Genomic DNA, 15,275 nt, shown 5'->3' on the forward strand with positions numbered 1-15,275 from the left:
AACTAATTAAAATTGGAAGTTAATACCTGCTGAAATTGTTCTAACTACTGGTCCATCACCTCTTTGGTAACCAGCCGTTAATGGCGTATTGGCATTGTTAGATGTTTGTCCAGCTGCCTCAGGATTAAAACCTTCATAACCTTTAGCTGTAAAGAATAATAGGTTTTCACCTGTTATATAAAATCTAAGTTTATCAAACTTATTTTTTTCTGTAAATTTCTTTGGAAAAGAAAAACCTAAGGTTACATTTCTTAAAGCTACAAATGAAGCATCTTGAATGTGATCGTCTGTAAATCTTCTATGAACTGTTAAATCAGCATCAGGGAAATTAGCAACTTCATTTACCGCAGATTCGCTAGCATAATACAATTGATCTAAATCTGCCACTCTAACTTCTGCTCCATGAGAACCTTGCCATTGCAATGAGAAATCAAAATCATTATATGTAAAATCAGAATTGAAACCCCAAGTAAAATCAGGATAAGGACTACCTAACTCAGTTCTATCTTCATCGTCAATAACACCATCGTTATTTAAATCTTTTACATAAACATCTGCAAAATCATTATTAAATCTATTAAACGGATTATCTACCCACTCTAAAGGAATTTCTCTATCATAAACCCATCCATAAAATGATGTAATTGGTTGTCCAACCTTAGCAATAAATTCTGTTGGTCTTGTATCTTGGTCAATACTAGAAATAATTTGATCATTATTACCTAAGTTTTTAACAATGTTTCTATTTAAAGCAAAATTACCACCAGCAATCCAGCTAAAATTCTCATTTGATAATACTCTAGCATTTAACTCTAATTCTACACCCTCGTTTTTAACCTCACCTATATTCTGTAACCAGTTATCAGTACCATAAGTTGCTGCAACGGGAGCAAAAAGAATTAAATCTTTACTGGTTCTTGTATAATAATCAGCTGAAAAATTAATTAAACCTCTACCAAAAGTTACATCAACTCCAGGGTTAAATTCTATTAAACTTTCCCAACCTAAATTTTCATTAGCTAAAGTTGTAGCTTTTACACCTGTTTGGTTGTTATAACCAATTGTACTAAATGTTTCTTCAAACCTGTACAATGATTCGTAAACGTCGTTTGAAATTTGATTTGAACCAGAAACACCATAACTAGCTCTAACTTTTAAAAAGGTTACAAAATCACTTGAAGATAAGAAATCCTCATTTGACATTACCCAACCTGCAGAAGCTGCCGGGAAAAATCCAAATCTAGAATTTTGACCAAATCTTGTACTTCCATCAGTACGAGCAGACACTTGTAATAAATATTTTTCATCGTAGTTATAATCTACTCTACCAAAATAAGACACCAACTTATCAGTTCCGTTATCTGTATATGTAGTACCACCATCTGCAAGTGCTATATTATTATTAAAATCATTCGTAAAACCAACAGCTTCAGATTCTTGCCTGTAAAAATCTCTTTGTGTAAATTCAAAACCAAGTACTGAGTTTAAATTATGCTTACCCAAACTAGTATTGTATTTTAATATAGATTCAATAGCATATTGGTTTAACTCATCTCTTCTTTCTAAACGGTAAGATTCTTGTTCTCTATTTTCTTGACCCAACAAGAAGTCAGCCTCTGTAGTTGTTGTTGTTCTGAATACTCCAGAAATACCTTGTCTGAAATTAAGACCTTTTGCTAATTTTACATCAAAATAAGAAGATGCATTTAAACTTAGTTTTTTCTTTAATCTAGATCTTTCTAAATAATGTACTAATGGGTGTACATTTTTAGTAGTAGATAACGTTAAACCTCCTGAAGTTAAATCACTTACTAATGGCAAACCTGTATTTGGATCTCTTGCGATTGATCTTGAGTCAGTATCAGACACTGTAAATACATGATCAAATGCTCTTGAAAAACCATAACTACCAACACCTATATTCTCAAATTGAGAACCTGCATCACCTGGATCAGATTGTGTAATATAATCTAAATGATCTTCATTTAAATACAATGGAATATGACCATATTGTCTTAATGGATCTGTAAATCTAGTCGGAACTCTCACTTGGTCATTATAATTTGCACGAATATTGGCACCAAATTTAATTTTACCATTTTTTGATTTACTATCAACTTTAACCCTTGCATTATACTTTTTAAAATTATCTGTAAGCACAACACCTTCATCATCAAGATATCCTAAGGATGCAGTATAACTAGTTAACTCTGTACCACCTCTTACTGATAAAGAGTGACTACTAATTACACCTCCATTAAAAATTTCATCTTGCCAGTTAGTCCAACCACCACCTAATGAAGCGATAAAATCCATTGCCTCAAGCTCAGCATAAGCAGTATTGTAATCTCCATTAATTCTATCATAATTTTCACTGTCAACTGAAATTGCACTAACAACATCTTGTAAGCCATCTAACCTAGAACGTTCTTGACTAATATTAGTATTAAAGTTGGTATTCTTATTAGTATACTTATACCCTGTAAAAGTATTGTATGAAAATCTTGTTTTACCTGCAACACCTTTTTTAAGTGTTACCAATATTACACCATTTGCTCCACGTGAACCATAAATTGCTACTGACGAAGCATCTTTTAAAACACTTATTGAAGCAATATTATTATTATCAATAGAACCAAGTATATCAGAATCTGTACCTAAAACAACACCATCAACAACTATTAATGGAGAAGAAGAACCTGTAATTGAACCAGGACCTCTTAATGTAATTTTTGGATCACCACCAGCTTCTGAAGCTACTGTTTGTATTCTTAAACCAGCAACCTTACCTCTAAGCGCATCTTCTACACGAGAAACAGCTACGTTTTCAATATCGTCACTAGATACTTTAGTTAAAGCACTTGTTACATTTTTCTTTTTCTGATCACCATAAGCAACTACTACAATTTCATCTAGCTCTGCTAAGTCTTCGGCCATTGAAACATTTATAGTTTTTTCTGCTCCCACAATTACTGATTGAGCTTTGTACCCAATGTAAGAGAATTGTAAAACATCATCTTTTTTGACAGTAATTTTGTAAATACCATCAAAATCTGTAGATGTACCTTTTGTTGTTCCCGCGATAACAACATTTGCACCCGGAATTGGAACGTTGTTCTCATCTGAAACAACACCAGAAACCTGGTAACTGTCTTGCGCATAAAGCGAGATGTTAAGCAACGTAATTGCAATTAATAAAAGTTTTGATTTTAATTTCATTTGTTGAGTTTGTTACGTTAAAATTAATAAGCGTGTTTTATAGGCAGATAAAAACCTATATAAATAATTCATCCCTTTACAACAAAAAATAAGCCTGAGTTACTAACTTAAATTCTGATATTTTCTAAAAAAAGAAAAACAATAAAGTAAAAAGGATAAGGTTTAAAATTCACTCAAAAAGCAAGCTTCATTTAAAAAATTTGAATGGAAAAATCTTTTTTACAAAATGACAAGCGTCATTTTGTTTTGTTTTTTTGCCTGAGTTTTTATCATATCAATTGAGTTTTTTTTGGTTATCCAAACTGGTCTACCAATTTGGATAACCAAATATATGTTATTAGTATGTTAAATAAAAATGCAATTATAAATTTTAACAGAAGAAAATAGGATTAAAATAAAATTAAGGTGCTTAAAATAAGAAATTACTATCAGCGATTGTTATAAAACATAATACAACACACCGATTGAATAAAAAATACAACTGATAGTTTATGAGAAATTAAAAAAATCCACTTTTGAGTTTATTATTCTCAAAAGTGGATTAATAAAATTTAATTAAATTTCGCAAAAGGTCCTACCCATTTGTAGTCCTTGCCTAAAATTGATAAGTTATGGTTAGTGTTTAATGAATTGTCTTTATTAGAAACAACAAATACTAAAGTAGAATTATCATTATTTACTATTTTAATGGCAGTATAATTTTCTGTGTCAACCAAAAGACTAATTGTTTTAATTGCACTATAAGCGTTTACCGCCGATTCAGATACAGGGCTATACGAACCATGTGACTCTGTTACTGAAACAAATGTTGCATTTTGAGCATTCTTTTTTCTTATAATAAAACCAGGGTCTTTTCTTAAATTGAACTCTGGATCGTTTGCTCCAATTCTTGCAAACAAAAGCTCATCTCCTTCTGATGTAATACTTGTGTTGGTGTAAAATTTATTATTTGACAACCAATTTAATGTCACGTTTTCTCCTTTAGAAATTCCTTTTGCTTCTAAATACAAATGCTGATATCCATTTTTATCACTCAATGGTTTAAGTGTATTAAATGCTTCATACTCAAAATTAGTTTTCATTATTTGACCCAAATAATAAAACGGCAAATCATATTGATGTGTGCTATCAGATAACACTCTAACTATATCTAAAACAATTGGCTTTATATATGCCTCATATTTAATAACTGCCATTGTTCTATGCATTTCCGTACCTGGATATGCATTAATTTCTTTTGCACTAGCAACTTGAAGGTCTTCATTTTTAATATCAAAAATATATTTTTCAGGGTAATACTGACTTCCAATATCATATGTGCCTTTAAAATGAGAAGTTTCATCTTGAATAATTGTATTATGAGCAATTGTTTGTTTAGCCCAGGTCTTATTTTCTTTTAAATAATTACCACCTCCTTTTTGCTCTATATTTACAAAACGTGCAAGTCCGTAATCTTGTGCAACTTCATCACCATCTTCATATAAAGAATATGATAATTTGTCATAATGCCCATGACTTGAACCTTGTGAAGCATATTTAAAAACAAGTTCAATATCATCACTTCTAATAATACCTACTCCACCTTGTTTACCATCTGACCCATCAGATAGATTAATTGATTTTTTATCAAAAGGTTTCGCTTTTCCATTTTTCACACCTAAAGCAACCGCTAAACCAGAATCATCCAACAAAACTTTTCCTTGTTGCTCAGCTATTGAAAGTAATCCTGGGTTATTTCCTCCAAAATGATATGAAATATCCACAGCAGTAACTAACGCACTATTGTAATAAGACATTCCTTTTTGACCATCATTAAGTGGAAAGAAATCTCCATCTGCATCAGATAAATTCAATAATGCATTTATAGATTTTATAAGTACTCCTTCTTTATATTCAAAAATCTTTAATTCTGGTTTTACATTATGAAGTCCTTCTGCAAAAATTAAAAAAGGATACATTGCGTAACGTTGATAATATGGACCTTCATTATAATAGCCATCAGGTGAAAACGGTTCTTCAATATTTGCTAAAAAACCAGCTTTACCATCTTTATTTAAAAAACCACCATCATCATCTTTTGCTGATTTATCTAAACTAACACCCTTAATACCATATAAAGCACGATCAATTAATTCTTGATCATCCATTACTAAACCAATCATACCAACTGCCGCATTACCCCATGTACTGTGATTGTGAACTCTTTGATAAAATTGCGGGCTATCAACCGAAATATGATCAGCAAAAGGTCTAAATAAATTATTCTCTAATTTTTTTCGCTCCTTTTTTGATAAATAATCATAAATACAATCATAGGCTTGACTCACATAAACCAACCAGTTAGAATCATTTAGACATTGCCAAAATAACTTACCTCTAGCATAAGATCTTGTTTTTGGATGCAATGGTAATGTTTTGTACATCATCTCATATTCCATCAACATATCTTTTACATATTTGGCATACTTTTCATCTTCAAGTATTTGGTATAATACACCTGCTTTTTGTAAAACGATAAAATTACGTTTATGCCTATCATGTGTATAACCTCCTGAATAATCTTTAGGAATCGGAACCTCAATTCCTGAAGCAATCTCTGCATCAATTTCTTTTTTAATTTCTTCTAAAGAAGCATCAAAAAGTGGAATATTACCTAATTGTTCTCTAATATTCTTAACACCCTCCTTAGTTAAAATTAATTTAGGATGGTCTTGCGCACTACTCATTAAAGAGATAAGAAATATGCATGTTAAAAGTAGCACCTGAAAACATTTATTTTTCTGCTGTTTAGTTTTTAAATTCATTGTTAGTAAGGATAATGTTGAGTTACACCCATTTGGTTTAAATAAATATTATTAATGTTAAAAGTCGAATTTTACTTTAAACACCAACTAACTGGTTTACCAAATTGGTTCACCAAATATATACATATTTATTTAGTACGCAAAAGTTTCAGGCAAATTCTAATAGAATCACAAAATACAACCATTAAAAATACATATTCAAAAATAACAAAAACTATTAATGTTTTTCTTCTATTTCGTCACACTTATTTTAACAAAAAAAATAAAATATTTAGTACATTTATTAACTTAAAAAACATCATAAAATGCAACAACAGTTTTTAGAAAACTATAGTAATATATTTGAGAACAAACTTATAGAAGAAATAATTTCTGTTGGTGTTTTGAGAAACGTAAAAGGAGGTGATACTTTAATTGAAATAGGTAATTACATTAAAAGTATGCCCCTTTTAATATCAGGAGCCATAAAAATTTTACGTGAAGATAATGATGGCGATGAACTATTATTATATTATTTAGAAAAGGGTCAAACTTGCTCAATGACTTTAAATTGTTGCATGTCTTCTTCTAAAAGTGAAATTAGAGCAATAGCAGAAACAGATACAGAATTAATTATGATTCCTATTGAAAAAATGGAAGAATGGACTGCGAAATACAAAACATGGAGGAGTTTTGTATTTGACAGTTATGACACAAGATTAAAGGAACTTTTAAACACTGTAGACTCTATTGCTTTTCAAAACATGGATAAACGTTTAATAGATTTTTTAAAAGAAAAATCTCGTATAACTAATACTAAAACCATACATAATACTCATCAAGAAATTGCTTATGATTTACATAGTTCAAGAGTAGTAATATCTAGACTTTTAAAAAAATTAGAAGAGCTTGGTAAAATAAAATTATATCGTAATTATATTGAGATCGTAGCCTTATGATTTGGTTTTCTTAAATCCATGTAAATTTTGCTTAATAAACCCTTTCGGGAAAGTATGTTCATCATCAAAACCTAGCTCAATTGTACCACTATCTTCGGGCACGTAATTTGTTCTAAAAATATAATCCCAAAGACTTAAACTTATACCAAAATTTACTCCGTATCTACCTTTTGGTAATTCGTATACATGATGGTATAAGTGCATTACTGGGTTATTCAAAATATATTTTAAAGGCCCCCAAGTTATTTTAATATTAGAATGGTTAAAATGACCTATAGTTATGGCAATAAAATGAACAATATAAGCTTGTTCAGGCTCAAAACCTCCTAAAATCATTACTGCAAATGTTTTTAAAGGTTTGTATAAAACATTTTCCATCCAATGGTAGCGCATATGTGCTGCAAAACCCATTTCTTTCACACTGTGATGCACTTTGTGAAACTCCCACAAAAACTCATATTTATGAAGTAGTGTATGCGTAAACCATTGCACAAAATCTAGTAATATAAAAAAGATAAGTAATTGACTCCACAGAGGCCATGCGGAAAAGTCTATTAAAGCAAAACTATCTGCTGATATACCAACATGAGAAAACACCTTTTCTAAGACCTTATAAAATCCACTAATAATAATTGCAAAAACAAAAAAATTAAAAAACATATAAAAAGCATCAAGCCAAAAATCTTTTCTAATAATTGCTTGATTTTTTCTCCAAGGAAACAACACTTCTAATGCCCAAATTATTAATGATATAAAAATTAATCCCCAAAAATAATTAGTGTACCATGGCACATTAAATAGTACTGAATTCCAGGTCCATTTTAAAGTACCCAAAAAAGAATTTATAAAAACTTCTAAATATTCCATCCACTCAAAACTTTCGCATAAAAATAGTCACACATTTATTTTAAACCTTACAATTTATTAGGTTATAAAGACCAAATTTATGTTTTAAAAAATTTAATTTATAAACCTCAAATTTAACTGATCTTATTTTTAAACTTTGTAACATAAGTTACGTTGTTTTATTTTTTGAGCCTTATTTTTGTTAGTAGAATGTATAAAAACAAATAAAAGTCGAGACCTTATGGAAGATATGCTTTTTTACGATAGAATGCAGTTTGCTTTCACTATTACTTTCCATTATTTATTTCCGCAACTCACAATGGGTTTATCACTCATAATTGTATATTTCAAAGGGAAATTTTTATACAATAAAATTGAAAAATATAATGACGCTGCCAAATTTTGGATGAAAATATTTGCCTTAAATTTTGCCATGGGTGTTGTTACTGGTATACCTATGGAATTTCAATTTGGAACCAACTGGGCTAAATTTTCAGAGCTTACTGGCGGTATTATTGGTCAGACCTTAGCTATGGAAGGTATGTTCTCATTCTTTTTAGAATCTTCCTTTTTAGGGTTATTTATTTTCGGAGAAAAATTACTTGGCCATAAACTACATTTTGTAACCGGATTCTTAGTGTTTTTAGGCTCTTGGGCAAGTGGATATTTAATTATTGCTACACATTCGTGGATGCAACACCCTGTCGGGTATGAAATATTAGAAAACGGGAAATTTGTACTTAATAATTTTGGAGCATTATTTTCAAACCCATGGTTACTTCCCTCCTATTTACACAACCAAGTCGCATCACTTATTACGGCATCATTTGTAGTTGGTGGTATTGGTGCTTTTTACATTTTGAATAATCAACATAATGAATTCGGAAAAATATTTTTAAAAACCGGAGTTGTTTTCGGTTTTATATCTAGTATTTTAGTGGCGTTTCCAACAGGAGATTTAGTTGCAAAAAATGTAGTTAAACACCAACCTGTAACCTTTGCTGCTATGGAAGGTATTTTTGAAACAGAAGAAGGCGGATCAGAAATTATTTTAATAGGACAACCTAACATTCAAGATAAAAAATTAGATAATAAAATAGCTGTACCCAACATATTAAGCTTTTTAACCTACCAAAAATGGGATGCAGAGATTAAAGGACTAAATGAATTTGATGCCGATAAATATCCTTTAAACATACCTGGCTTATATTACGCTTATCATATTATGGTTGGTTTGGGCACCATATTTATTGGTTTATTATTTTTTGCTGTTGTTCAACTATTTAGAAAAAAATTATACCAAACAAAATGGGTTTTATGGTCTATTTTATTTTTACTTCCATTTCCATATATCGCAAATACAATGGGCTGGTATACAGCAGAATTAGGGAGACAACCATGGTTGGTTTATAATTTACTAAGAACATCAGCTGGTGCTTCACCTACAGTATCATCTGGTAATACATTATTTACCCTATTAGGCTTTATTGGCCTATATCTATTGCTAGGCCTGCTATTTTTAATATTGGTTGGTAAAATAATAAATAAAGGACCACAACTTTTAAAAGATTAAATTATGGAACTATTTTGGTATATTGTTTTAATGACCATGTTAGCGGTTTATGTAATTTTAGATGGCTATGATTTTGGTGCAGGAATTATTCATTTATTTTTTGCAAAAACTGAAAAAGACAAAAAAGCTATTACGAATGCTATTGGTCCTTTTTGGGATGCTAATGAGGTTTGGTTAATTGCATCAGGTGGTGTATTATTCTTTGCCTTCCCTACACTATACGCATCTTCTTTTAGTGGTTTTTACTTACCACTAATTATGATTTTATGGCTATTAATTTTCAGAGCAATTGGCTTAGAATTACGCGGGCAAATACACAACAAAATGTGGGAAGCTGTTTGGGATAAAGCTTTTGGAATATCAAGCTTACTATTAGCATTATTTTTTGGCGTAGCTTTAGGTAATATAGTTAGAGGTGTAAATTTAGGTATTGTAACTGACGGTGTTTCTACGCACGAACCGCACTACTTTTTTCTTCCATTATGGAACCCAACTTTTAGTCCTACAGCAGAGCATTTAGGTATTTTAGATTGGTTTACAATACTATTGGGTATTATTGGTGTTGTTTCATTAACCATACATGGTGCAAACTGGATTATTTTTAAAACAAATTCTGATTTAAATAACAAGCTAAAAAAAGTAGTCTTTAATTTAAATATTGCGTTATTAGTTTTAATAATTATATCATTATCAGTATGGCATGTAATTGATTACAAACCATTTAAAAACTTTTTAAATGATCCTTGGTTATGGATTTTTCCGTTGATTACATTTATTGGCCATTTCGGACTTTTTAAAGTAAAATCATTTAAAAAAGATGGATTAGGATTTTTATTCTCTTCATTGTTTTTATTTGGTGGTATTACAACTACAGTTGCTTCAATTTTCCCAAAAGTATTGCCCTCAACAAATGATGTAAACCCTAGTTTGACAATTTATAATGTTGCCGCTCACGAATACGGTTTAACTGTAGGCGTGTATTGGTTTGTTATTGCTGTTGTATTAGTTGCAATTTATATGGTAATACAGTATAAAGTATTTAAAGGAAAAATGGATGATGTTGGTTACGGAGAACATTAAAAAAGTTTTAAAATTCGACTTTTAAACCTAATCTAGTAAATGCTTTAAGTTTTCGTATTTTTGAAACGACTAAGTTTTAATAAAATACAAAAATGAATAAATTACCCTTATTCGTTGTTTTACTAGCAATGGCTTGTAATTCATCGCAAAAAACTGTTGCCAAAAAGTCAACAGTAACTCCAGAAATGAACCCTAAACCCTTTGCGGAAACCATTACTGAAGCTGAACTCAAAGAACACTTATATATTTATGCATCAGATGAGTTTGAAGGACGAGAAACTGGCGAGCCTGGACAAAAAAAAGCTGTTGAATATTTAGCTGAGCAATACAAAAAACTAGGCATTCCTGCGGCTCAATCAAATGGGGCTTATTTACAGAAAGTACCTTTAGAAATAAGTAAAGTTCCTACAGGATTAATTGTTATAAATGGCAAAACCTTTAAAAACGGAGAAAACCTCTTAACTTTCAGTGCTGCTACAGGTGATTATACTGAAATTATTTATGCAGGTTTTGGTATTGAAGAAGACAATTATTCTGATTACGCTGATATTGATGTAGCAGGAAAAATTATTCTAGTTAAAACTGGAGAGCCTAAAAATACTGATGGAACTTATGTATTATCAGGTTCATCAGAAAAATCTAAATGGAGTAATTTATCTGAATCTATAAGTAAACGTTTTGAGTTGGCAGAACGTAAAGGCGCAAAAGGAATACTTTATTACGATACTAATAACTTTTCTCGCTATAAGAGCAGGTTTGACTATATGAAGAAAAACGATAGTGGCAGAATGTCTATAAAAGACAATTCAGAAGCTGACCTGCTTACCTTTTTTATCCAAAAAGATGTAGCAACGACTATATTACCTTCAATTGAAACTGATAACACTGCTAAAGTTATTTCTACGCCAATAAAACTGGCTATAGAAAGCAGTAATGACCAAATTGATTCAGAAAACGTTGTTGCCATTTTAAAAGGCTCTGAAAAACCCGAAGAATATGTTATTATATCGTCTCATTTAGATCATATTGGAGTTACTAAAGATGGGCAAATTAATAACGGAGCTGATGATGATGGTTCTGGTACTGTTGCATTATTAGAAATTGCTGAAGCATTTAAAAAAGCTAAAGATGCTGGTAAAGGTCCTAAACGATCAATAGTATTTTTACATGTAACTGGTGAAGAAAAAGGCCTATTGGGATCTAAATATTATACAGATTATGATCCTATTTTTCCTTTAGATAAAACAGTTGCCGACTTAAATATAGATATGATTGGTCGTATTGACCCAAAAAGAGATGGCGAACGCAATTATATTTATTTAATTGGTTCTGATAAACTGAGTACAGACTTACACAATATATCAGAAGAAGCTAATGAAAAATATATGAATATTGAATTGGATTACACCTATAATGATGAAAATGATCCTAACAGATTTTATTACAGAAGTGATCATTACAATTTTGTAAAAAATAATATTCCTATAATATTTTATTTTAATGGCACACATGCAGATTATCATGCTCCTGGTGACACACCTGATAAAATTAATTATGATTTATTAGAGAACAGAACTCGACTTGTATTTTATACCGGCTGGGAAGTTGCAAACAGAAATGATAGACTTATTGTAAATAAAGCAAATAAGTAAATATTAATAAAAATGATATTAAAATGGCGGTGTACAAATCTTATCGCCATAATTTTTTACAAAAAGTTTAAAGCACAAAAAAAGCCTTATCAAAATTGATAAGGCTTTGTATTTCTGGGTGGAAGACCGGGTTCGAACCGGCGACTTTCGGTACCACAAACCGACGCTCTAACCAGCTGAGCTACAACCACCATTTGTAAGCGGGTGCGAAGATAATTTTTTACTTCCTATCTACAAAACAAATTTATAAAATATTTTCATTTTTTTTATTTCAAGTATTTTTTAATCTTTATTGATAGCTTAATAGTACATTGCTTGTAAGATTAAATTTGATAAATCGGTATTTTTTTCATTACTTTATAAATTGTAAATAAAATCCTACACTTATTACAGCTATGCAAAAATTATCTTTGAAGTTAGTTTTTCTAATTTTAATATTTTTCTTCAAATCCCCGGAAGTAATTAATTCACAAACTAAAAATAAAAATGAATTAGTAAATGAAATAATTCGTTTTGAAATGGAAAACGTTAATTTCAAAAAAGACACTAATTATATAAAACTTTTAAATAAATTAAGTTTTAATCTAAAATACATAAACTCTGACTCTGTTCGCCTATTAAGCAAAAAAGCAATATTGTTAAGTAGAGAAATAAATTATGATAAAGGAAAAGCAAATGCCTATCTCAATAAAGGAATTAACGAAATTATTCAATCTCCGAATAAGGCAGATAATTTTTGTATCGATTCCACTATAGCCATTTGTAAAAAAATAAAATATGATTCGTTATTAAGCGTAGCTTATAACGCAAAAGCTATTAACAATCTTAACACCAATAATTATATAGATGCATATACAAACTACTTAAAAGCCTTAAAAATTTCAGAAAAACTTAATGACACAATTTTTCAAACAGTATTAAATACAAATATTGCTACCCTATTTACTGTTTTCAAAAATGAAAAAGAATCTATTAAATACTTCAAAAGATCTTTAAAGTTAGCAAAAAATCAAAAAAATTCGCAAAATCTTGGTCAAATAAAATGTAATCTAGGCAGTTTATATTTAGAAAAAGGAGATTTAGAAAAGGCTAAACAATTAACAGATGAAAGTATTGAAATTTTTAAAAAATTGAATTTTGATCCTTGGCTCTCTTTTTCTTACACAACCAAAGGAAAAATTTATTTAAAAAAAGACTCATTAGATAAAGCTTTAATGTATTTTAAACTTAGTGACACTATTTTAAATAAAATTGATAATAAAATTGGGAAGGCAGATTTATTTTTGGGTTTTTCTAAACTTTACTTAAAAAAGAAATGGTATTCTAGTTCATTTAAATATGCTAAAAAGGGTTTAAAATTATCTCAAGATATTAAATATCAAAGTTCTGAAGCTAATTTTCACAAAATTCTTTATGAGCTATATAAAATAAGAGGGTTAACAAAAAACGCTTTAGAAAATTTAGAACAAAGTAATAAGATATATGATTCTATTTCATTAAAAGACAAAGAAATAGAATTAATGGTTTTAAATGCAAAAGAAGAATTTGATAAAGAAAAAACAGAAATAAATATAACCACAAATAAGGTTATTAAAAAACAACAGAGCTACATATCCTATATTCTAATTGCACTATTTATTGCAATTGCATTTTTGTACTATGTCTATATTTCAAAAAACACCATTAAAAACTTAAATCAGCAATTAAAACAAAAAACTGAAACTCTTGAAGAAAATGAAGTTCGCTTGCAAAGTATTAATGAAAATCAAGAAAAACTTTTTTCTATTATTGGCCACGACTTAAAAGCCCCAATAATAGCTTTAAAAAACATTTTAAAGCTCATTAAAGATGGTGGTATAAAGCCAGAGGAATTTATGCCATTTGTTCCTAAATTACATAATGATGTTGATGCAATTTCATTTACTCTAAACAATCTTATATACTGGGGTAAAACACAAATGAAAGGGTTTAAAATTTTTCCTAAACAAATTGATTTAAAAGATAGTATTGATGAAAGCATCAAATTTTTATCTGAATTTGCACATCAAAAAAATATTAAAATAATTAATAACTCTACCGAGAACAGCAATGTATTAGCTGATAAAAACCATATTAATTTAATTATTAGAAACTTAATTAACAATGCTATTAAATACTCCAATCCTAAAGATGAAATTGAAGTAAAAACTACAGAATTACCCAACCATCATGAAATTATTATTAAAGATAACGGTGTAGGCATATCTAAAGAGACTATTGAAAAATTAAACTCCGTAGAATCTTTAATTGAAAGTTCATATGGCACAAACAAAGAAAAAGGTACTGGTATTGGACTAAAACTTTGTTATGAAATGGTTGAAATTAATGGAGGGACAATACGCGTTGAAAGTAAAGTAAATAAAGGAACAAGCTTTTTTATTACCTTCCCAAAAGCAGAAAAAGAAGCTTAAATTAAATCATCTAAACTGTCTACAGCTACAAAACGCTCTGTTGTAAACCCTTCGGCATATTCAACCCCAATAAGCCTTCCTAAATCTCTAGCTCGGTAATTTACACTATCAATAAAATTTCTGCTTGTAATAGGCGTTTCTGGTTCATTACTCTTCGGATCATAAAATTGAGATGTATAGGCTAAAATAGCTTCAGTTTTTTTCTCAATAAAATTACTTACATCAACAACAAAATCTGGTTCAATATTTTTCCATTGAATATAATGATACACTTGCTTAGGCCTCCATTTCTCTTGAACAGTATTTTCTATTTTGGTTTCAATTTTTAATAAACCACTTAAAAAACAAGCATCACTTACTAATTTACTTCCTTTACCATGATCAATATGTCTATCATCAATAGCATTACACAAAACAACATCTGGCTGATATTTGCGTACCATTTTTATAATTTCTAATTGATGCTCTTTATCATTTAAAAAAAAACCATCAGCAAATGCTAAATTCTCTCTAACAGATACTCCTAAAATTTTACCGGCATTTGCAGCTTCAATATCTCTAATATCTGCGCTACCTCTTGTACCTAGCTCTCCCCTAGTTAAATCAATAACACCAACTTTTTTACCGTTAGCTATTTCTTTTGCTATAGTAGCACCACAACCTAATTCTACATCATCGGGGTGCGCACCAAAAGCTAGTATATCTAATTTCAT

Annotated in this window: 9 protein-coding genes and 1 tRNA gene; 5 read left to right on the forward strand and 5 right to left on the reverse strand. The window is 29.8% G+C overall.

Annotated elements, in window-relative coordinates; genetic code table 11:
- Nucleotides 1–6: 6 nt before the first annotated feature.
- Together KO500_RS12680 and KO500_RS12685 are read right to left on the reverse strand one after the other, a co-directional pair.
- Nucleotides 7–3,219: a SusC/RagA family TonB-linked outer membrane protein gene (locus tag KO500_RS12680; protein WP_215956922.1), complete on the reverse strand. Its 3,213-nt coding sequence runs from the start codon at nucleotides 3,217–3,219 to the stop codon at nucleotides 7–9.
- Between the two features lie 551 nt (nucleotides 3,220–3,770).
- On the reverse strand, nucleotides 3,771–5,945 hold the full coding sequence (locus KO500_RS12685; RefSeq protein WP_252732500.1) for an alginate lyase family protein: 2,175 nt from the start codon (nucleotides 5,943–5,945) through the stop codon (nucleotides 3,771–3,773).
- 383 nt (nucleotides 5,946–6,328) lie between these two features.
- Here KO500_RS12685 and KO500_RS12690 point away from each other — a divergent pair, with 383 nt between their 5' ends.
- Nucleotides 6,329–6,961, forward strand: a complete 633-nt coding sequence (locus KO500_RS12690; protein WP_215956924.1) for a Crp/Fnr family transcriptional regulator — start codon at nucleotides 6,329–6,331, stop codon at nucleotides 6,959–6,961.
- Here KO500_RS12690 and KO500_RS12695 read toward each other — a convergent pair.
- Nucleotides 6,956–7,828, reverse strand: a complete 873-nt coding sequence (locus tag KO500_RS12695; RefSeq protein WP_215956925.1) for a sterol desaturase family protein — start codon at nucleotides 7,826–7,828, stop codon at nucleotides 6,956–6,958. The two genes, KO500_RS12690 and KO500_RS12695, sit on opposite strands and share 6 nt — an antisense overlap.
- Before the next feature lie 220 nt (nucleotides 7,829–8,048).
- Here KO500_RS12695 and KO500_RS12700 point away from each other — a divergent pair, with 220 nt between their 5' ends.
- The 3 genes from KO500_RS12700 to KO500_RS12710 all read left to right on the forward strand — a co-directional run bounded on the left by KO500_RS12700 (nucleotide 8,049) and on the right by KO500_RS12710 (nucleotide 12,112).
- Nucleotides 8,049–9,380: a cytochrome ubiquinol oxidase subunit I gene (locus KO500_RS12700; protein ID WP_215956926.1), complete on the forward strand. Its 1,332-nt coding sequence runs from the start codon at nucleotides 8,049–8,051 to the stop codon at nucleotides 9,378–9,380.
- A 3-nt stretch (nucleotides 9,381–9,383) separates the two neighbouring features.
- Nucleotides 9,384–10,460, forward strand: coding sequence for a cytochrome d ubiquinol oxidase subunit II (cydB, locus tag KO500_RS12705; protein WP_215956927.1), 1,077 nt, complete (start codon nucleotides 9,384–9,386; stop codon nucleotides 10,458–10,460).
- A gap of 92 nt (nucleotides 10,461–10,552) precedes the next feature.
- Nucleotides 10,553–12,112: a M28 family peptidase gene (locus KO500_RS12710; RefSeq protein WP_215956928.1), complete on the forward strand. Its 1,560-nt coding sequence runs from the start codon at nucleotides 10,553–10,555 to the stop codon at nucleotides 12,110–12,112.
- Between the two features lie 116 nt (nucleotides 12,113–12,228).
- Here KO500_RS12710 and KO500_RS12715 read toward each other — a convergent pair.
- Nucleotides 12,229–12,304 (reverse strand) — tRNA-His (locus KO500_RS12715).
- 203 nt (nucleotides 12,305–12,507) lie between these two features.
- Here KO500_RS12715 and KO500_RS12720 point away from each other — a divergent pair.
- Nucleotides 12,508–14,562 carry a tetratricopeptide repeat-containing sensor histidine kinase gene (locus KO500_RS12720; RefSeq protein WP_215956929.1) on the forward strand — a complete coding sequence of 685 codons (2,055 nt, stop codon included), beginning with the start codon at nucleotides 12,508–12,510 and terminating at the stop codon, nucleotides 14,560–14,562.
- On the opposite strand, the gene bshB1 is transcribed toward KO500_RS12720, so the two are convergent.
- Nucleotides 14,559–15,275 carry a bacillithiol biosynthesis deacetylase BshB1 gene (bshB1, locus tag KO500_RS12725; protein ID WP_215956930.1) on the reverse strand — a complete coding sequence of 239 codons (717 nt, stop codon included), beginning with the start codon at nucleotides 15,273–15,275 and terminating at the stop codon, nucleotides 14,559–14,561. The genes KO500_RS12720 and bshB1 overlap by 4 nt on opposite strands.

The organism is Cellulophaga baltica (genome assembly GCF_018861125.1).
GTDB classification, from domain to species: domain Bacteria; phylum Bacteroidota; class Bacteroidia; order Flavobacteriales; family Flavobacteriaceae; genus Cellulophaga; species Cellulophaga baltica_A.